Here is a 21,043-nt window from a genome sequence, read left to right as displayed (position 1 = left end):
TAGTTCATTGCGCTGATTTTCCTCACGGAAAATCCTTGCTGCTGAACAATAGGTCTCTCTTTATTTGTTATCTTAGTCTCTACGCAACGAAACCATACACAAACAAGTTGTACAACATATCCAAACGAACTCTGAAAAACGTTTAAAATGAATAAAGTGAAAATCCTCATAATATTACTATTTGGAATTTCTGGATGCAAAAAAGCGGATTCTCATGTTATTGAAAAAAGAATTGCGGAAAAAATTGTAAAACACGTAATTGAAAATGACTCTCTTAAATTTCGAACATATTCTAGAGAAGTTTCATTGCATGTTAAATCAGAGAAACTAAACGAAGAAAATTATAAGACATATGTTACGTTAAATCCTTTGAAATCTAAATCAGCTGAATTTAAGACGGAAAAACTGAATATAAACGGATTCGAAACAATTATATATTATTCCAAATCAAAAGCTGAATTTAATCTACCTGAACCGTTTTTTGTGCCTGACTCTAAAAGCTGGGAATTTTTGTCAGAGATTGCAGAAAAGCATATAATGCTAAGTCAACTAAAACTTGTCATATCAATCGAAGAAAACGGAATTGAAAATCTTAATGAAATTGATTTTTAAATATTAAATACGTTGTACAACAACGCGTATAGTTCATTGCTTGTGCAATGATTACTCGGAAAATCCTACGGATTTTCCTCTGGTTCGTTTTCTTTTGCTAACTTAGTTCTAGCCAACGCAACTGAACCATACACGAACACGTTGTAATGCATTTGAGGAAATGACGGAAATCAAAGTTAAACTCCTTTTTCGAAGGTTTGCAGTAATTAATCTGCTAATGAGTATTTTACTCTTATTCTTATCCAAAAAATTAGAATTGAGCGAACGGATTTCTGCTGCATCAGTAATCAATATTGGATACTTTATGTTCTATTTCTTTTTATCACGTGGATTAACTATGCAGTTCAAATGGGTGAAAAAAAACTCAAAATCATCAATTTTCAAGTTACAGAGAAAGATGATTATGCTCTTCACCATTTTTATTAAAATAATTGCAGTAATATTCTTATTGACTTTAATTTTTAATGCAATTGCTACGAAGGAATTCTATAGCATTTTTGCTGTATGTATTCCAATTGGTATTTATCTTGGTGGATCACTTGCTAGATTAAATATAAAGCGTGTTGAATGAATAACGCATTACAACAACGTGTATAGTAAATTGCTTGTTCTGTGTGTACTCGGAAAATCCTGCGGATTTTCCTCTGGTTCGTTTTCTTTTGCTAACTTAGTTCTTGCCAACGCAACTAACCATACACGAACACGTTGTACCTAATACAAGAAAACCTTCGCTATTAAATTGAAAAAACGGATTTTTATCATATTTGGAATACTGATTTTACTTGCAATCGGATTTTTTGCGTCCAAAAAAATAAATCTAAATCCGAATTACGACGTTGGACAAAAAATTGATAGTTTAAACGGAGTTGTGGTTTATTTCAATGGTGGAGTTGGAAATGTTGATGGACGAGAGTTGACCAAAGATGGATATAATCTCGGATTGAAATATCAATGTGTAGAATTTGTAAAACGATACTACTTCGAAGAACTGAATCACAAAATGCCAGATAGTTATGGACACGCAAAAGACTTTTTTGATCCTAATGTAAAAGATGGAAAAACAAATAAACAGCGAAATTTAACTCAATATACTAATCCAAGTAAATCTAAACCGAAAGCAAACGATTTAATCATTTATTCAGGAACGACTCTTAATAAATATGGACACGTTTCAATCGTTTCAAAAGTGGACGGAAAAGAAGTTGAAATCATACAGCAAAATCCAGGTCCATTTGGAGACTCAAGAGAAAAATATGAACTAATATACGAAGATGGGAATTGGCGAATTAATAATGACCGAATTTTAGGTTGGCTGAGAAAGTAACTAAAAAGTACTAGGTACAACAACGTGTATAATTAATGCTAACCTCCTACTTCAATTAAAATGTATATATTTAAAGAACTGATTTGCAACAACTGAAAATCCTGCGGATTCTCAGCCGCACAAATCATACACGAACACGTTAGCAAACATTTGAATATGAACAGACTGACAATATTTTTACTTTTGTTTTTAACATTGACTAGTTGTAACAAAAACTCAGTTTTAAAAAATCAAATTCAAAACAAAACATTTAATTTAACATTCGAACGCTCTACTGACACTTTAGTCATTGATTTTCAAGACTCTACTTATCATGCGATTGAATATTATCAAAAAAATATTCCTTGGCGAATTTCTAATTATGACCAAGCCAGTTTCTTGATACTAGATGACGATGTTTTTGGAATTAAAGAAATTAATAAAGGGAATTTTGAATGTACGCATATTCATCGCGTTGAAACTATTGTCAAAATGGAGGAAAGAAAGCCTCGTTGGAAAAAAGAAAAATTATTTGGCGTTTGGATTGAAGAAAGATATTTAGGCACTGATTCTTCGGACTTCCCTCCTCCTCCGATTGAAAGGATAAAATCAAATTGGCCTCCAAGTTATACAATTGCTAAAAATAAAATTAAGTACGATTTTTATAATAAAACAGAATCTGAAATTCAAATAAACGATACTTCAGAATTCATATCTCTCGAACTGGAAAACCCCATAAATATTGGATTAGTTGATGAGTTATGGCATGTAATGTTTTTATCTGATTCTATAATGATTATAAATAAAAAAATTCAACAATCATATCCATCTTATTCTCAAGATATAAAAAGAGGTATAACTCTAATAAAAAAACGTTAGCTAACAACGTGTATAATCAATTGCTCGTTTTGTGTGTACTCGGAAATTCCTACGGAATTTCCTCTGGTTCGTTTTTGTTTGTTAACTTAGTCCTAGCCAACGCAACTGAACCATACACGAACACGTTGTACACAATTATTAGGAATGAAAAATCTTCTACTAATATTATTAATTTCAAACTTAGGATTTAGTCAATCTTCAATCACTCAAAAGGATATTGAGATTTGCACTCAATTGACTTTATTAAACGTCGACGAAGAGGATGATACAAATTTTCAAAAACATTTAAAAACAATTGCAGATAAAGCCAAAGAGTTCAAAATTGATTATGAATATGATTGGTTAACTTATAAAACAGAAAAAGGAGAGTATTTGATTGTTAATTTCAGTGATAACCTAAAAAGCATTCTAACATTAAATGATTATCGAAAAGTGTTTACAATGGCCAATTCTGATCAAGTATTTAACGATGCTGTGAAAAAAATTTCAATGCTTAATGTCAATGTCAAATTCAACTATGTTAAAGAAATGATTCTTCCATGGAGTACCGTTTCCGAAATGTCGGTGTCTGCATTTCCATACGCAGAAATGATCGAATATGAATTTAGTACACAATCAATAGACAAAATTGATGTGGTACTAAGAAAATTTTCAAAGTTGTTATTAGAATCTAATTATCCTTTCCCTCTTGAAACTAGCAGAGGATCAATTGGTGCATATGAAAAAATAACTTTAGTATGGTTTTATCCTAATACAATCAATTTTAATGGAATGAATACACCTAAAAATTGGATGAAAAATAAAGGTAAGTTTAAGGAATACAACTCTTTATTGAATGAAATTGAAAGTCTAACTAAAAACAGAAAAACTTTTAAGTTAAGTTATCAAAAAGAGCTTGGTAACTAGCTAATAAAAGTGTACAACAACGTGTATAATCAATTGCTCGGTCTGTGTGTGCTCGGAAAATCCTACGGATTTTCCTCAGGTTCGTTTTCTTTTACTAATTTTAGACCTAGCTAACGCAACTAACCATACACGAACACGTTAGGTACAATTGCAACTTCTCACTCTTGTAAATTACTCATACTCTCTTTACGTTAGCTCATTTCGGCGAAAACTGATTACTCAAAATTCCTTGCGTTAGCTCGTTTACTACTTTATGTGCTTACTCTTGCTCACTTTACCTTAGATTGGTTGTGGTAACACGTTCTTACTCTGTTCTGTTGCAACAGTACATAACAACGTGTATTGTTCATTGCGCTGATTTTCCTCACGGAAAATCAGCGCAATGAACAATAGGTCTCTCTTTATTTGTTATCTTAGTCTCTACGCAACGAAACCATACACAAACAAGTTACCTGCAAGTTGAACTCAAATGAAACTATCTGACTTAACAATAGAAAGCATCAAAGAATTTATTTCGGGTGACAATCAACTGACACCTGGACTTTCTGGACCTAATATTTTAAAACTTTTTAATAAAGTTGGCTTTAAAGATGTTTATAAATGGGGAGATGGTGGAATGCCGAACTCTTTGAGCAGAAATGGTTATGTAATAGAAAAGTTATATGAAATAAACGGAACGAAACAATTGATTAAATTGCTGGAAATTGTTTTTGACCCAAGACATTTTGCAAATGACCAAAACAAGGATATCAAAGTTGCTGTCGGAAAAATAAATCCTCTTTTACAGCAGGATGGATATCGGTTAGACGAAATTGACGGACGATATAAAATAATTGGTTCGGACTTACCTGATGAAATTGAAGTGGAAATTCATTTTGAGGAAATTCAAGCCCAAATAATAGAACAGATACAGAATGCAAAATATTCGATTTGGTTAGCAGTAGCTTGGTTAACAGATAAAGACTTGTTAAGAGAACTGTATAGAAAGAAAAAAGAAGGTTTGAGTATAAGGATTGTCGTTTTAGATGACGAAATCAATAAAAAATACGGAATTGATTATGAAAAGTTTTTTGAAACAAAACGATTTAAACCAACTGGAATTTATAAAAACATTATGCATCATAAATTCTGTATAATTGACTTAAAAACGATTATTCACGGTTCTTATAATTGGACTAATAAAGCCAGATGGAATAAGGAAACTGTTTCTATTGATAATAGCCGAGAATTGGCTGAAAAATTTGCGACTGAATTTGTCGAATTAATAAAATAAGACCAGCAGGTAACACCGTGTATAATTCATTGCTAGTACTCGCCTACTTACGAAAATCCTCGCGGATTTTCTATTCGGTTTGTATTTGCTAATTTAGTTGCTAAAACACGCAACGAAATCATACACAAACACGTTAGCTGCAACTTAAACTGACATCCGTATTAATTGAAATGATAAATACAATTTCCGATTTATTAAATGAATTTCTTATAGCTGAAACGGATATTCTGAATAAACAACAAATTAAGCATCCTACTACCATTGGAACAATGTTCGAAGGATTGACAGAATCCATTTTAACTAAAGCGATATTTAAAGATTTAAAATTAAGAATTGTTAAGAATAGTTTTATCAAAGGTTGTGACACTGAATTTGATGTTTTATTAGTGGATGGTGAAGGTGAAAAAATTCCTTATACAGATCGCTATAAATTTCCGGCAGAAAAAGTAATTGCAATAATTCAAGTTAAAAAAAATCTGTTTTCTAAAGATATTAAAGATGCTTACTCTAATTTAAAATACCTAGTGGATTATTATGACACAGAAAAACTTGAAGATTATAAATTTAGACTACTAAGAGACGGTTTCAGATCTATTACTAGAAAAGATTTATCCATAATTAAAAATAAAAACTATACAATTCAAGAAGAAGGTATTTATTATTCATTAATATCAGAAGTCGTTCTACCAGTTAGAATTGTTTGGGGTTATAACGGGTTTAAAAGTGAGTATAATTTGAGAGAATCATTTGTAGACTATTTAGGTCAAAACGTAACTCATGATATAAAAAATATAAAGCACGGTTTTGGGCCTCAAAACTTTCCAAATTTAATAATTTGTGGGCAATTCTCGTTGAATAAAGTAAATGGAAATCCTTTTGGATACCCTGTGGACAAGGATAATTGGTGGAGTTTTTACGCAAGTTCTTCATATAATCCAGTGTACTTTCTGCTTGAAACTATATGGACTAGATTATCTTATAAATATAAATTTCTTCCTATTGATATATTCGGAGACGATTTATCAATAGAACCTGTAAAATTATACATTGATTGTCGCGTGAATGAGTTTAACCGAGACTTATTGGGTTGGGAGTACAATTATAGAGGTTTTAACGAAGAATCTTTAAAAGAGATTTCTAATCCTGTTGAATGGACTCCAACATTCTTAGACAAAGAACAGTATGTTATTATTCAAGAACTATGCAAAAATTCATCTATAAATTTAAAAGAAGATAAAGATTTAGAAAAATTTGTAATTAAAGACGGTAATTATAATTCTCTAAATGATTTTATTAAAAGATTGAAAGAGACAGGTTTAGTTTTTACAGAAAATAATCAATTGAAATTATTAACCGACAATTGTCAATGTGTGTTCTTACCAGATGGTAGAACAATTGCAGGAGAAAACAAGAGCGGCAGACTTACTAAGTGGGTTACTAAATTTATAAAAGATAGAAAAAGCAGCAGCTAACAACGTGTATAATTAATTGCTACTGCTGGCTAAGCGAAGGATCTTTTCTTACAATTCACTATATTGTAGTTCAGAATGAAAATCTGAATTAATTAAAAACTGAATAAAAATGTATGGTAACAACACGTATAACCAATTGCTAGTTCTGTACGTACTCGGACACGAGCGAAGCGAACTGGCGCAAGCAAAATCCTACGGATTTTCCTCTGGTTCGTTTTCTTTTACTAACTTAGTTCTAACCAACGCAATCAACTATTAAAGCTAGTAGATTTTTACTCGGCATTTTGAAAAAAATGACGCCAGTAAAAACGAACTAGGGAAAATAATCACCGAAGGTAAACCATACACGAACACGTTGTACGTAATTTGACCAAATCAATGAAAAGAATTTCACCATTAATATTAGTTTTAAACTTTGGCTCTTTATTTTCCCAGTCAAACGAAAATAAATTGGAATTGAATGACACTTGGTTTGGTGGAGAATCTGAAAATAACGGAAAACCAGTAATTATTCGTGGAAGACAGCATTTAAAGAACTTTATTGACTCAAAACAATATTCTGAACATATTGAATTCGTATGGACTTTTGAAACCCAAACTGAAAATGGAATTCCAACACCAGAAGAGAATATCTTTATGCAGAAAGTGGAAGACGCTCTCGTTAAAAATTTGGAACCTGACTTGCAATCCGTTCTAACAATTGTTTATACTCACGACGGAATTCGTTCTTCGATTTTTTATACCAAATCTGTTCCTGAATTTCTAAAGCGAATTAATAAAGCGTTAAAGGAATTTAAAAAACTGCCAATTGAAATATCAAACGATAAGGACATTGACTGGGAATTATATACTGGAATTTTAGAGAATTATGAACTTGAACCGAAATAAAAAAACAACACCTCAACAACGTGTATAGCTCATTGCGGCTAAATTCCTACTCGGAATTTCCTACGCTGCTGAACAATAAGTTTCTGTTAATTTGCTAACTTAGTGCTAACGCAACGAAATCATACACAAGACCGTAATGCTTCATTATGATCCACCCTGAATAGAAGCTAAGTAATTTCATTTTAACGGTTTTTTGTTAATTCAGACTTTTAGATATTATTCCTTTATATTTTCTACTAGAAATAATTACATCGTCATTAGCCATTGTAATCATAAAGGTATTGTTATTTAAATACTTATAATCCTTTATAAAGTTAGTGTTAATTATAAATGACCTATGCACTCTAATGAAATTATTTGGTAATTGTTCTGCTAATAAATTTAACGCAACTCTATAAAGTAGTTTCTTATCCTTTATGTGCAATACCGCATAGATTGTACTCGATTCAATATAAAGAACATCTTCCACATGTATTTTATGCACAAATCCTTTTTCTTTTATATTGAATTCTGTTAAATGTGGTGATATGTTGTTATTATATTCGTGATATAATGACGTAAATTTTTGACTAAATTCTGCTTGCTGCCTTATTTCAACTTCGCCTTTAGCCCGCTTTAAAACTTCTAAAAAACGATCGTCTTCATAAGGTTTTAATAAATAATCAAAAGCTTCTAACTCAAATGCCTTGAGTGCATACTCATCATACGCTGTAGAAAATATGATAAGCGAATTTGCTGTTTTTAATTGAGCAGCTAACTCTACGCCACTAATTCCAGGCATATTAATATCTAAAAAAATGACACTTGGTGTTTGATGCTTTAAAAATTCAAGAACTTCCTTTCCATTTTTGCATTCATAAATCACCTCCACATCTGGATCTCTTGCAACTAAGCTTTTTATATGTCTTCTTGCATGTGGTTCATCATCTACAACCAAAATAGATAAACGCATAATTAATTTATATTTTTAATAGTTATGATAGCTATATAATCCTCAATTCCTTCTTTAGTATCTAAAATATAATTATCTCCATAAACCTGCTGCAATCGCATATCTAAATTTTTAAGTCCAAATTTTGTAGATATTGAAACGTTTGACTTATTATTATTAATAGTATTAGATAAGCTAATAATAAAGTTATTATCTTTTCTAAAAGCTTTTAGCTTAATGGTTCCTTTACCTTCTAACTGTCCAATGCCATGCTTAAACGCATTTTCTATTAAAGGCTGAAGAATTAGGGTGGGCACCATTATTTCTCTTGTTACATCTTCAACATTTATTTGAATTTCTAATCTATCATGAAAGCGTTCTTCTTCAATTTCTAAATAATTTTTAAAATAATCTATTTCTTCATCAAATGTGATAAGTTGTCTATCTCTTTTGTCTAAAATTTTACGCAATAAATTAGTAATCTTAATAACCATAGATCTTGCCTTTTTATCATCGTAACCAATGAGCGTATTAAGCGTATGTAGGGTGTTAAATAAAAAGTGAGGATCTAACTGATTTCTCAAAGTTTCTAATTGAGAAATATGTAATTGATTTTCAAGTGAAACAACTTGTAATTTTTGTTTTTGTAACGACTGATATCCATATACAACCTTAAGGATAAAACCAATAATAATAACATCAATGCAACGTATAATTATTGATTTTAAGATATAAGGCTGAAAGTCAAGATAAACATCAGTTACAGTCATGCTCTTAAAAATTAAAGGAACGACGTAATAAATAACATTAGTGATTACTAAATTAAATAGAACAAGTAAAACTAGTGATACTAAACGCTCAATAACTTGTATTAATACAGACCTTTCTTTTTCAAAAGACTTTACTAATGCATTTATGTAGTCAAGCAATAACGCCCATAAAAAATAAATAGAACTAAATAAAACTATGCGACGTATAAAAAAACCTGTATTAGTAATTTGTTCGGTACTATTTATTTGCATTATAACAGTTACCATAAAAAGTAACGCAATTATGTAGATATATTTTTTAGGAATATCTGTTTTATTTCTTCTCAAAATTTTCATAAGATAAAAGTAGCCAAATAAAATGTGGTTAACCTAATTCTAAATTGTCATTAAAATCTTTAAATGTCACTCACAACAAAAGCCTTTTATTCGACAAAATTGAGCTATAAATTTGGTTCATAATCAAAAATAATAAAAGAAATGAAAACATTAATTTTATCGCTAGTATTTGGTTTTTTAGTTATTGGAAATAGCTTTAGCCAAGAAAAGTATGCTTCAAGTGAAACAAAAGAAGTAATTGAAAAAATGATCAAAGCCCATGGTGGTTATGATCAATGGAAAAGTCTTAAAACCTTAAGTTTTACTAACTCTATGTACAGCGAATCTTTAGGATTTGTTAGATTTTGGGTTTCGGATCAAACAGTTGATATGCAAACGAGACGCTCTTATCAATACTGGCCTCTATTTGGTTCAGAAATGACCTATGATGGTAATGAAGTATGGACAAAAAATTGGCAATCAGGAAATCCCCCAAATCACCAACACTCAGTTTACTACTATTATGTTAACTTGCCCTGGCTAACACAAGATAAAAATGTAGTCTTAGGTGAAGTTTCCAAATTAAAGCATCCTGCTTTTAAAAATGAGGTTTTTAAAATTAAAATGAGCTTTACAAAATCTCCAACTTTAGGAAAATCTGCTAAAGACACCTTCACCCTCTATATAGACAAAGAAACTTATATTCTTAGTGGTTATGAATATACTGTAAGCTATGGTCCTTTATTAGATGTATTAAATGTACCTGAAACACAAGAGTCTTTTGGGCCAATGCTAAGAATAAACACGTATACTGGAGATATTAACGGTTTGAAATTTCCAATGTTAATGACTACAAAAAGTCTAGATTTAAAACAACAATATGGTGATCATGCAATTTATGACTATAAAATAAACGGAACGTTTGATGAGCAAAAAATGATAAAACCAGAAAATGCTGTTGTAGATACTTCAGTTGATAAAAGAAAATCATCAAATTAAAACACTTTGAAATCTCGAGGCTATAATTCTTACATTTTATAGCCTCATTTATAATTGATAAAACTAATTTTTATGAAACAAGAAATTATTTACGATGCTCTAATATTTGCAATAGTTATTGCATTATTACTTTTAGTAAAAGTTCCTTATGTAAAAGTTCTATTACCATTTGCTTTAATTCTTACATACTCATACAAAACACAAGATCTTAAAATTTCCCTTGGTTTTTCAAAACCTAGAAACCTATTAAAATTAGTAGGAACAGCGTTTGGATTGGCTATATTTATTTCTATCTTAAGCACCTTTTTACTTCTTCCTTTTATAGAAAAATTAACTGAAACTCCATTGAAACTAGGAGTGTTTCAACAATTAAAAAACAATTCAACATTATTTTTCACAAGTATTATCATTAGTTGGGTTGTAGGTGGAATTATTGAAGAAACCATTTTTCGTGGATTTATGATTTCTAAATTCATGAAACATATTAATCCGAATTTTGGAGCAATTATTGGTGTTATATTATCTTCTTGTTTGTTTGGATATTTACATTCTTATCAAGGCATTTCTGGGCAAATATTAGTAGGAATTGTTGGTCTAATCCTTGCTGTTATTTATGTAGTTAGTAAAAGAAATTTATGGTTAAATATTCTTACCCATGGGTTTGTAGATACAATTAGTATGCTTATCTTATACTTTGGTTTAATTAATTAAAAAATAGTGTTTTAGAACTATTGAATCCTCCCAAAGTGCTTAAAAGACAAGCATATAAAAATGTATAATTGTTTTTAAATGAACAGTCTACTAAAACAAATATCAGAGAAAGCAATTGCATTAGGTGATTTTGAGTTTACTCAAGAACAGACTGAAAACAAATGGCTAGGAACCAAACCAGCTTCGGAAGCTGAAATAAAACTGACCGAAAAAAGACTCGGAATTGAATTCCCAACCGATTTTAGACAGTTTTTATCAATAACAAATGGATTTTCCGCACCAAACGATATTGAACCTACTCTAGAATCGATTAATAAAATTGACTTCCTGAAAAATATTGACAGTTATATTATAGAAGCATACAGTGTTGACGGAATTGAAAATATTGGAAAACAACTTGAACAAAGCATTATTGTTGGCGGAATAAATCAAGAACAACAATTTCTTCTAATTCCACCGAACTCAACAAATGAAAAATGGAAATACTGGAAATTCGCAAATTGGCATCCAGGAGAAGAAGAACATAAAAACTTGGAAAGTTATTTTAAAGAAGTTTTGAACTTTATGAAAGAACAAATTGAATCGGAATAAAAACTAACCACAACAACGTGTATAGCCAATTACTCGTTCATCCTACACTCAGAAAACCCTACGGATTTTCCTCAGGTTCGTTTTCTTTTGCTAACTTAGTTCTAGCCAACGTAACATAATCATACACGAACACGTTGTGTGTCATTTAAACCAAAATTATGGGAAGATGGATGGAATCAATTAATGATAATGGAAATGTAATTGATGAAATTGCACCTCATTCCATAATTCATTGTTCAAGACATTTGCCGAAAAAAATACGGTATGATTTTCCAATAATAACTGGACTTGACTTGCATTCTGAAAAATGGATAGACGAAGTTCAGTATTTTAAAAATGATGAGATATCTCAATTATACTCTGAACTTATCAGAATAAGAAGATTGTCAAAAATGGAGGAATTCATTTCTGGACTCGATAACAAAAAGTTCTTGGAATACTGGAAAGGAAACGAAATGAAAGAATCTGAATTCCAAGTGGAACTTGACTTTTTGGAAAAGTTTATTCTAAATGCGATGGAACAACAACTTGAAATAAAAATAAGTTTATAAAAACGCCACACAACAACGTTGTACACAATGAAAAAAAACTTAATAACAGTTCTGATCATTTTTTTCATTCTCTTTTCTTGCAAATCAGATAAAAGTGATAATGAAAACTTAGAAATTGACACTTCGCTGCTTTATGGAGTTTGGGCGTTTAACAAATCTGATCCTCATGCAGTTTTCATGATTAATAAGGATGAGTATTATCTAGTTGATTATGATGGCGATGGTTCTATAAATTACACTCTAGAAGGAAAAGAGTTAAAGATATTTTATGATGGTTCTATGCAATGGGGAAAAATAACTTCTGTAACTCAGGATTCATTAAAAATAAAATGGAGAGATACGGATATTGAAACCAAATACGTCAGATTTCCCGAAGATTAGTTCAATATACACAGTGTACAACAATGTGTATAATCAATACTAACCTCCTACTTCAATTTAAAATCTTATATTTAAACAACTAATTTGCATCACCTGAAAATCCTTCGGATTCTCGGCCGCACAAACCATATACGAATACGTTGACATTCATTAAAGCAACAATATGAAAGAATATAAATAACGAATGAAATATATTTTATTGATCAGTCTGCTATTAGCAATGAGTTGCTCTAGTAAAACCAAGTCAGAAGGAATCTCGACATCATCGGAGAATCAAGGAAATTTAATTGCAATTCTAGACACTATCTGGAAAACTGAACAGCGACCAATTACATTAAGAGATTCACTTATGAAAATATATGGTGCTGAATCAGAATTAGTTAAGACACAACAAGCTATCTATGAGAAGAACCATATCATAAATGAAAGAAAAGTAAAGGATATTCTAGATAAATATGGATGGCCTTCTAAAGAAATGGCAGGTGAACAAGGAAATTGGACTATATGCAATGTTATACAACATTCAGATAATTCAGTTCGAATACAATATCTTCCAATGATGAGACAAGCTGTAAAAGAGAAAAAGTTAGAGCCTCGATTTTTAGTAAGAGCAGAAGACAGAATAGCAACTGAAAGAGGAGAATTACAAATCTATGGTGGACAAATGAAATACTATCCAGAAACCAAGAGTTTTAACCTTTGGCCTGTTTTTGAACCAGAAAATATAGATAAACGAAGAACTGAAATCGGACTTGATTCAATCGCTATATTTCTAAAGAATAGATTTGATTTCGAATGGAATCTTGAAGAGCAAATTAAGCGAACAGAAGTGTTTGAAAGAGAACGTAAAAAACAAAACTAACGAAATGCCAACAATGTATATGAAATTATAGCCGCCTATCGGTAGACTACCCTTCATACACGAACACGTTACCTGCAAGCTAAAAAAGACCTGTAACAATCATCAAACTATTGCATCTTTAATATGAACACTAATTCAAAGACAATGCGATTAACCATATTAATAGCAGGTATCATTCTATCCACAATATCTTATGGACAGACTTCATTAAAAGAAATAAGCCTAAATAGCGGAAAACATAAAGTAGGTTTCAAACACTATACAATTATTGATAGCACAAGAACCTATCAAATTAAAAATAATTTCGACAATCAATTCATAAATAGACCAATTCCTATTAGTATTTGGTATCCTGCAACACTTAAAAACAATAATTCTAAACAGTTAACAGTTTTAAATTATTTAGAGATTTTAAAAGAAGAAGAAGAATGGAAAAACTTACCAAATTATTTTTTATTGGATTGGTTCCCTTACTTGTGGAACACGCCTCAAAATAAGGCTCATCTTTCTGAAAAAGTAAATGCCTTTTCTAATCCGACTTTTTTAAATGGAAATTTCCCAGTAATAGTCTATGCACCAAGTTATCAAGCATCTTCAATTGAAAATTTTGCATTATTCGAGTATTTAGCTAGCAATGGTTTTGTAGTAATTTCAAGTCCCTCAAGAGGAACAGACACAAGGTGGTTGGAAGGAGGAACTACAAAAGATATGGAAACACAATCTAGAGATGTAGAATTTCTTTTGAAAGAAATTCATAAATACGAAAATATAGACCTTGATAGGGTCGCACTTATGGGATTTAGTTTTGGCGGACTATCCAACGCAATAACGGCTATGAAAAATAAAAACATAAGCGCTATCGTGAGTTTAGATGGAACGGAAAGATACAACTATGGAGTATTGGAAAAATCACCTTATTTTAACTTAGATAAAGTTACTATTCCATATATCCATTTTGCTCAAAAAGAAATTCCAGAAGACGTCTTGACCAGCGATAAAATTCCTGCCGAATTGAATTATAAATTCCAATTATATGATTCTTTGCAATATAGTAATGCTTACAGTTATAGATTTCACGACCTAACGCATTCCTATTTTAGTTCATTCGGTGTTTTATTTGCCAACAGAGATAAGAGACAAGATAAAAGTGATGCTAAAATAATGGCTTCTTATAATTTGCTTTGTGAACACACCTTGCAATTTTTGAATGCTACACTAAAAAATGAGAAAAAGGCAAGTGATTTCATTGAAAATAAACCTAATGACAATGGTTTTTCCGAAGCTTTGATTTCTAAAAAAATGAAACAAGCAAATAGGAAGGAATTCGATTATAAAGATTTTAATGACTTAGCATTCAGTCAAGATTACCAAGATTTAATTCCGTTGTATAAAAGAACAATTGACAAACATTCAGAGCTTGAGCTTCAAGAAAGTATGCTGAATACATTAGGTTTGCAATTATCATTTAATCCTAAAAAAATAGAACAAGGAGTTAATGTGCTTTTATTGGCTTTGCATCTATATCCGAAATCTGCAAATCTATATGATAGTTTAGCTGAAGTGTATTTATACAATAAGGATTTCAAAAACGCTATTTTGAATTACAAAAAGTCGTTGGAATTAAATCCTGAAAACCAAAACGCAATTGACAGATTAAAACAACTTAAGAAATAGAGTCAACAACCAACAACATGTATAACTAATTACTTGTTCTGCTTGTTCTCGTAAAATCCTACAGATTTTCCTCTGGTTCGTTTTCTTTTGCTAATTTAGTTCCAACCAACGCAACACACGAGTCTAAAGAACTGGCGAAGCTAAACCATATACGAACACGTTACCCAAAATTCAACAACTATTTAGGTAACATTAAAACTCAAATATTCACTAGAACCCATAGTTCTACTTCTTCTGAAGAACGCCAATGCTGATCTCGCTTGGTTTTATTAGAAGCTGATTTTACCGTTTTTTTCAAACATCTTTCCAACTGAAACCTATTGCCTTGGGCTAATTCTGTTTCTATAGGATGCTCTGTTGTAACATTAGTTATTTGAGCTAAATTCGAGAAAATTAATACAAGTTTTCCATCTGGTAAAAGTCTTTTTTTTGCCTCAATAAAAAAATCTGAAAACAACGTCTTATTATAATAAATAGCCTCATCAATATTACTTAAATCATAACTTTCTGGTAACCAAGGCGGATTAAAAACAATCAATTCGGTCTGTTTTTCCCACTTGCCAAAAAGATATCCAAAGTCCAATTCAATTTTTCGAGATAGCTTAGTTGATCCCATAAATTCTATCAATCCAACAATTGCATTCGGATTAATATCAGTGGCATAAACCTTTTGGAAATTATGTTGTATTAATTGCATTGTTAATACTCCACAGCCAATTCCTATTTCTATTGCTGTTTTTTTTGATCCTTTATAACGCTTCAACCAATTATCAAAAAGCACTAAATGTTCAAAACGTGTTGGAAAATATATTCCGTAATAAGGATACATTTTGTTACGAAGTACTGGTATGGAAATTCCTTTTTGATACCATTGCCAAGAACTATTCAATCCTTGTACTTGAGGAAAAGTTAGACAAAAATGATCATTATCTGGATAAAATTTTTCTAACCAACCTATACTAGGTGATTTCTTTACACTTAGTTTTTGATTGACAATTTCTAATAAAATTAAATTTGAAAGTTTATAATATTCTGATCGATACTTTTGCTGCTCCTTAAAGGATTTATTAGGTAATTTAAGCTTCAGATATTTATGTAAATCTTGAAGAAGAGATATTCCATCATTATAAAAATCTTTGATTATTATCGATTCACCTTTATCTAGGGCCTTTATCGTATGTGCAACCAGAGTACTACGATTATATGATTTTAGCTTTTCGTTAATTGCAATAGGCTCTGGTTTGTTTACTTGTATCTCAGTAATCATTGATTGGTTTCCTTTTTGATAAGGTAGGCAATCCTTTCTGCATATTACTGTTATCCATAGAAAACATTCAAATAACTTTGGGTAACAACGTGTATAACGAATGGCTACTCCTAGCCTACTCGGACACGAGCGAAGCGAACTGGCGTAAGCAACTATTTCACAAAAATTGCATAAGCCCTAACATAGTTAAAATCATCACTTGGTAATATTACCATCGCATCATTTTTCCAATAGGTGGCTTTAGAACTTAAACTTATACCTGTAAATCCTGCATAATAAATATCATCATCATGTTTCGCTATAGAAGATATTTCTCCTACAATAGTATCTGATATGATTTCTCCATTTAACCAAAATCGCAAAATAAGACTATCTCCTACTGCTTGACTTGAACCAGAAACATACAGATTGTCATTATCAGCAAGAATTCCAAACGCTCCTGCAAAAGATGTATTGTTTTCAAGAACAGTAATTTGATTATTGTTCCAATAACTAGCAACTTGAATATCATCATTGTTAATTTCTCTATTTTCCCTTAATGCAATATAAACCTCGCCTTGATTTATACTGATATCATTTGCAAAAGCCGAATCTGTACCATCAGTTAAGCTAATTGAAGTACCGTTTACCCAATACTTTGCAATCGAACCTTCCTTTCCTACAATATGAATTTCGCCCTCATAGAGTGCTAACGCTCTTGCAGCAGCGAACTCAGTGCCATCTGTTAATAATGTTGGCATTCCATTTACCCAATAGGTAGCTATATTTCTACCTCCAGGTATCTCTGAATCTTCTTCACCAACAACATAAACATCTTCACCATCAACTAAAATATCATATGCAATAGCATCTCTAGTACCATCCGACAGGTTAACCGACACTCCATTTTTCCAGTATTTTGCTATCGATATTCCATTTCCTAATTCTTCATAGCCCGCAACATACACGTCATCACCAGACACAAAGACTGAAAATGCTTCGGCATTTGTTTGACCATTTGTTAAGACGGTAAGTTCCTCATCAACCCATAATAAGGCTCTATCTAATTCGGAATCTCCTGTATCCGATTCATTAGCATTAGATCCAACTACATAAACTGTTGAATCTTCTGGATTGTTTATTTCAGCATCATCTGAATTATCACTAGAACAAGAAGCTAAAAGCAAGGTTAAACATACCATATTCCATGCCATTGTTTTTTTCATAATTATTACGTTTATTTAGTTATCTATGCTAGCATCGCACTAATTACATTTTGTCATCATAATTTTTAATTTAAAATAATTGAAGACAATACTTTTGCTAACAACGCGCATAGTAAATTACTAGTTAAGCTTGCGCTCGGACACGAGCATAGCGAACTGGTTAAGCAATTCATACACAAACACATTTGTACCACATTATCAAATCGAATTAATTAATGGGAATATTTAACAGAAAAAAGAAATGGGAAAATTTTAATGGAAACATTAATATATACTCTGACCTCAAAAAACCTGATATTCCCAAAATTATAGCCGAAGAGAACATTTATTCTTTACAATTATTCGAATTTAAAAGTCCCAATAACCAAACTTGGGAAACGATGAATGAGCTTTTTAAAAAGTATCCAGAGATTGGACTACGAATAGTTTGGTATCATACACAAGACTTATCCTTTTACAGTCAAATTCCGAATATTAGAAATTTTACAATCTCTTCTTTCAACACAAAAGATTATTCCAAACTGCAGTCTAACACTAAACTCAAACATTTTGGAATTGAGGAAACAAAATCCAAAGCTGTAGATTTATCCTTTATCAAGGAATTTAAGGGTTTAGAATCGTTGTACGTTAACGGAATGAAGAAAGGATTGGAGAACGCAAAACATTTACCGAATTTAAAAACTCTAACGTTTCGAGGTGTAAAATTGGATGACTTGAACTTTTTAACCGAATTAAATAAACTTCAAGAATTAAACTTGCTTTTTGGCAGTTACAAAAACCTTGATTCAATATCCAAACTAAAGGGATTAAAATCAATAGAATTTAGTCGCGTTCGTCAAATCCCAAACTTCGACTTCTTGAATTCATTAGAAAACCTTGAAAAGATGGAATTTGAGGGAATGTCAAAAATGGAGTCCATTCCTGATTTATCCAAATTGGAAAAACTAAAAAGAATTCATATTCATAATAATTTAAGACTCAAAAACATTAAACCTGTTGGAGAAATACCGAATTTAAAACTATTACAACTTTCATTTGCAGAAAATTCAAAATCAAGTGAAAGAAAAAGTCTGATATCACAATCTGTAGAGATATTGATGAAATCAAAGTCAATTGAATACACTAACATCTTACATTGGACTGATGAGAAAACGACTAAAGAACTGATTGAAAAAGGTATTAAAATGTGGAGTTGGGATATAAAAATATAACATGGTACAACAACGCATATAACCAATCGTTAGTTCTCTATGTACTCGAAAACCTTAAGGATTTTCCTCTGGTTCGTTTTCTTTTGCTAATTTAGTTCCAGCCAAAGCAACACACGCGCCTAACGAACTGGCGAAGCTAAACCATATACGAACACGTTGTAAATAATTATAATCAACCATTGCTAATGAAAGAAATTTACGAAGCAAAATTTGTAGAAAAGCTATTTGATAAAATGTCAAGCTCTTATACAAGAGTGAATTACATAACATCATTTGGATTTAGCGAAAGATGGAGAAGACAATGTGTAGAGGAGATTGGAATAGAAAATGGAAAAGTTGTTGTCGATTTAATGACCGGAATGGGTGAATGTTGGAAACATATCTTAAAGAAATCGGATAATAACTCTATACTAATTGGACTTGATTTTTCTTCTGGAATGATTGAACGCGCTAAAAAAAGAAAAGCAAAATTCAGTAAATCGAGAATAGAGTTGTTAAAAGAAAATGTATTTGATAATTCAATCGAAAACGAATATGCTGATTATATAATATCTGGATTTGGATTAAAGACATTTAATGATGAGCAACTTGTAAATCTTGCCAATGAAATTGAAAGAATTCTGAAACGAAATGGAAAATTTTCATTAATAGATGTCTCAGTACCAAAAATTGGAATTTTAAAACCGTTCTATATGTTTTATTTAAAGAGCGTAATTCCGATTTTAGGAAAAGTATTTTTAGGAAGTCCAGAGACATATAAAATGTTAGGTATTTACACACAAGAATTCGGGAATTCTAAAAACGTCCTTGAGATTTTTAAGAAAGCAAATTTTGATGTGGAGTATGTTGAATATTTTTTCGGTTGTGCCAGTGGAATTAAAGGCGTGAAAAAATAACACCATCAAAAACGAACTAAGGAAAATAATCACCGAAAATAAACCATATACAAGGGTGTTAACATCAAAAAAAACAGCCCTTTCAATTAAAATAATAAAATGAATAAATTAGTTCTAACAATAGCATTCACAATTACCATTTTCTTAACTGTAAATGCCCAATCTAATAAACTACAAGATTTTTATAATTATGACCCTATTATAGAGCATAAAGTAGATGAAATTTTTCGCACACTAAACGACACCACTCGTGTCGCACAGATGATCGTAACTTCTGCAGGAGAATTAGGCAAACCCGAAAGTGTTATTTTGAAATTAGTATCCGAAAATAAAATTGGAGGTATTGTATATCTAAAAGGTACAAAGACAAATCATAAGCGAATGATTGATACCATAAATATGATTAGCAATTCTCAAAACCAATTACCAATACTGTTTTCAATCGATGCAGAGCCTAGTCTTTTTAATGGTAGACTACAAGGAACAAGTCCCATTATGAATACAATTGATATCAAATCAACTAAACAATCTGATTCTATTGCAAGAATTATTAACGCTAATTTGCTAGATATAGGTTTTCGTCAAAATTTTGCGCCTGTAGTTGATATTAGTCCTCAGAATGAAGCTATAAAGAATAGAAGTTTTGGAAACGACAAAGGAAAAGTCATTGAATTGAGTAAACAGTTTATTCAAACAACGCAAGAGCAAGGAATTATTGCGACAGCCAAACATTTTCCTGGTCACGGATTAGTTAAAGGAGACACTCATAAAAAATCAGTTTATATAGATGGAGAATTGAAAGAGTTAAGTGTTTACCCTCCGCTAATAGAGGCTGGTGTTCTCTCAATAATGATGGCTCATATTACCATAACCAATAATGAAAAATACAGCACTAATGGTTTACCTGCCAGTTGTTCGAGAAATATCGTAACAGATTTACTAAAAAATGAATTAGGTTTCAAAGGACTTATAATAACAGATGCTTTAAATATAATGAAAGCGGTTACCATAATCGATAATGCTCCTTTACTAGCCTCAAAAGCTGGAAATGATATGTTGTTGATGCCAATTGATGAAATCAAAACGATCAATTCTATTCTTGACGAAATGAGAACTAATCCGACTTATAAAGAACAGGTTTATCAATCTGTAAAAAAGATTATTCGATTAAAACTATTTTTAGGATTAATACAGTAGTACAAAATAACTGTGCCCAACAACATGTATAGTTAATAATGCTTAAAAGATGGTTCTAGAAATTCTGCCCAATTTCCGTTCTCTTCGTTCTTTTTTGCTAACTTACTTCCTAACACTAAAAATCATAAACAAATCCGTTGATAGCAATA

General features: G+C 31.1%; 22 protein-coding genes. 18 read left to right on the top strand and 4 right to left on the bottom strand.

Features of this window, described 5'->3' with window-relative positions; genetic code table 11:
• The first annotated feature begins 147 nt into the window (after positions 1–147).
• The 8 genes from Q0893_RS17255 to Q0893_RS17220 all read left to right on the top strand — a co-directional run bounded on the left by Q0893_RS17255 (position 148) and on the right by Q0893_RS17220 (position 7,333).
• Complete coding sequence (locus tag Q0893_RS17255) at positions 148–612, top strand: hypothetical protein (RefSeq protein WP_299278036.1); 465 nt, start codon at positions 148–150, stop codon at positions 610–612.
• 217 nt (positions 613–829) lie between these two features.
• Entirely contained in the window at positions 830–1,183 is a 354-nt protein-coding gene (locus Q0893_RS17250) for a hypothetical protein (RefSeq protein WP_299278033.1), read from the top strand.
• Positions 1,184–1,351: 168 nt separating this feature from the next.
• Complete coding sequence (locus tag Q0893_RS17245; RefSeq protein WP_299278029.1) at positions 1,352–1,936, top strand: CHAP domain-containing protein; 585 nt, start codon at positions 1,352–1,354, stop codon at positions 1,934–1,936.
• A gap of 156 nt (positions 1,937–2,092) precedes the next feature.
• Positions 2,093–2,794: a hypothetical protein gene (locus Q0893_RS17240; RefSeq protein WP_299278026.1), complete on the top strand. Its 702-nt coding sequence runs from the start codon at positions 2,093–2,095 to the stop codon at positions 2,792–2,794.
• Between the two features lie 144 nt (positions 2,795–2,938).
• Positions 2,939–3,700, top strand: a complete 762-nt coding sequence (locus tag Q0893_RS17235; RefSeq protein ID WP_299278023.1) for a hypothetical protein — start codon at positions 2,939–2,941, stop codon at positions 3,698–3,700.
• Positions 3,701–4,169: 469 nt separating this feature from the next.
• Positions 4,170–4,973: a phospholipase D-like domain-containing protein gene (locus Q0893_RS17230; RefSeq protein WP_299278020.1), complete on the top strand. Its 804-nt coding sequence runs from the start codon at positions 4,170–4,172 to the stop codon at positions 4,971–4,973.
• A 170-nt stretch (positions 4,974–5,143) separates the two neighbouring features.
• Positions 5,144–6,445 (top strand): DUF6602 domain-containing protein, encoded by a 1,302-nt coding sequence (locus Q0893_RS17225; RefSeq protein ID WP_299278018.1) that lies wholly within the window; start codon positions 5,144–5,146, stop codon positions 6,443–6,445.
• 450 nt (positions 6,446–6,895) lie between these two features.
• The gene (locus Q0893_RS17220) at positions 6,896–7,333 is read left to right on the top strand and encodes a DUF695 domain-containing protein (protein WP_299278015.1); all 438 of its coding nucleotides are present in this window, start codon (positions 6,896–6,898) and stop codon (positions 7,331–7,333) included.
• A 196-nt stretch (positions 7,334–7,529) separates the two neighbouring features.
• On the opposite strand, the gene Q0893_RS17215 is transcribed toward Q0893_RS17220, so the two are convergent.
• Both Q0893_RS17215 and Q0893_RS17210 read right to left on the bottom strand, forming a co-directional pair.
• Entirely contained in the window at positions 7,530–8,285 is a 756-nt protein-coding gene (locus tag Q0893_RS17215) for a LytTR family DNA-binding domain-containing protein (RefSeq protein ID WP_298903812.1), read from the bottom strand.
• Between the two features lie 2 nt (positions 8,286–8,287).
• Positions 8,288–9,370, bottom strand: a complete 1,083-nt coding sequence (locus Q0893_RS17210; RefSeq protein WP_299278010.1) for a sensor histidine kinase — start codon at positions 9,368–9,370, stop codon at positions 8,288–8,290.
• Positions 9,371–9,511: 141 nt separating this feature from the next.
• Here Q0893_RS17210 and Q0893_RS17205 point away from each other — a divergent pair, with 141 nt between their 5' ends.
• From Q0893_RS17205 to Q0893_RS17175, 7 genes are all read left to right on the top strand, one after another.
• Entirely contained in the window at positions 9,512–10,348 is an 837-nt protein-coding gene (locus tag Q0893_RS17205; protein WP_298903814.1) for a hypothetical protein, read from the top strand.
• 72 nt (positions 10,349–10,420) lie between these two features.
• A complete protein-coding gene (locus Q0893_RS17200) occupies positions 10,421–11,059 on the top strand; it encodes a type II CAAX endopeptidase family protein (protein WP_298903815.1) in 639 nt (212 codons plus the stop codon).
• Between the two features lie 78 nt (positions 11,060–11,137).
• Positions 11,138–11,650 (top strand): SMI1/KNR4 family protein, encoded by a 513-nt coding sequence (locus tag Q0893_RS17195; RefSeq protein WP_299278006.1) that lies wholly within the window; start codon positions 11,138–11,140, stop codon positions 11,648–11,650.
• A 158-nt stretch (positions 11,651–11,808) separates the two neighbouring features.
• Positions 11,809–12,201 carry a hypothetical protein gene (locus Q0893_RS17190; protein ID WP_299278003.1) on the top strand — a complete coding sequence of 131 codons (393 nt, stop codon included), beginning with the start codon at positions 11,809–11,811 and terminating at the stop codon, positions 12,199–12,201.
• Between the two features lie 18 nt (positions 12,202–12,219).
• Positions 12,220–12,582 carry a hypothetical protein gene (locus Q0893_RS17185; protein ID WP_299278000.1) on the top strand — a complete coding sequence of 121 codons (363 nt, stop codon included), beginning with the start codon at positions 12,220–12,222 and terminating at the stop codon, positions 12,580–12,582.
• Between the two features lie 184 nt (positions 12,583–12,766).
• Complete coding sequence (locus Q0893_RS17180; protein ID WP_299277997.1) at positions 12,767–13,444, top strand: DUF6624 domain-containing protein; 678 nt, start codon at positions 12,767–12,769, stop codon at positions 13,442–13,444.
• Between the two features lie 123 nt (positions 13,445–13,567).
• The gene (locus Q0893_RS17175; protein WP_299277994.1) at positions 13,568–15,118 is read left to right on the top strand and encodes a prolyl oligopeptidase family serine peptidase; all 1,551 of its coding nucleotides are present in this window, start codon (positions 13,568–13,570) and stop codon (positions 15,116–15,118) included.
• Between the two features lie 199 nt (positions 15,119–15,317).
• Here the strand turns inward: Q0893_RS17175 and Q0893_RS17170 are convergent, their stop codons facing one another.
• On the bottom strand, positions 15,318–16,385 hold the full coding sequence (locus tag Q0893_RS17170; RefSeq protein ID WP_299277991.1) for a methyltransferase: 1,068 nt from the start codon (positions 16,383–16,385) through the stop codon (positions 15,318–15,320).
• A 152-nt stretch (positions 16,386–16,537) separates the two neighbouring features.
• Positions 16,538–17,590 carry a hypothetical protein gene (locus Q0893_RS17165; RefSeq protein WP_299277988.1) on the bottom strand — a complete coding sequence of 351 codons (1,053 nt, stop codon included), beginning with the start codon at positions 17,588–17,590 and terminating at the stop codon, positions 16,538–16,540.
• 215 nt (positions 17,591–17,805) lie between these two features.
• On the opposite strand from Q0893_RS17165, the gene Q0893_RS17160 reads away from it, so the two are divergent.
• The 3 genes from Q0893_RS17160 (at position 17,806) to Q0893_RS17150 (ending at position 20,894) form a co-directional block, all read left to right on the top strand.
• On the top strand, positions 17,806–18,801 hold the full coding sequence (locus Q0893_RS17160) for a hypothetical protein (RefSeq protein ID WP_298903825.1): 996 nt from the start codon (positions 17,806–17,808) through the stop codon (positions 18,799–18,801).
• A gap of 185 nt (positions 18,802–18,986) precedes the next feature.
• Complete coding sequence (locus tag Q0893_RS17155; protein WP_298903826.1) at positions 18,987–19,697, top strand: class I SAM-dependent methyltransferase; 711 nt, start codon at positions 18,987–18,989, stop codon at positions 19,695–19,697.
• Positions 19,698–19,796: 99 nt separating this feature from the next.
• Positions 19,797–20,894 (top strand): glycoside hydrolase family 3 N-terminal domain-containing protein, encoded by a 1,098-nt coding sequence (locus Q0893_RS17150; protein ID WP_299277984.1) that lies wholly within the window; start codon positions 19,797–19,799, stop codon positions 20,892–20,894.
• Positions 20,895–21,043 lie beyond the last annotated feature (149 nt).

It is taken from the genome of uncultured Psychroserpens sp. (assembly GCF_947494225.1).
Lineage (GTDB): Bacteria > Bacteroidota > Bacteroidia > Flavobacteriales > Flavobacteriaceae > Psychroserpens.
This window is presented reverse-complemented; position numbering and strand designations above follow the sequence as displayed.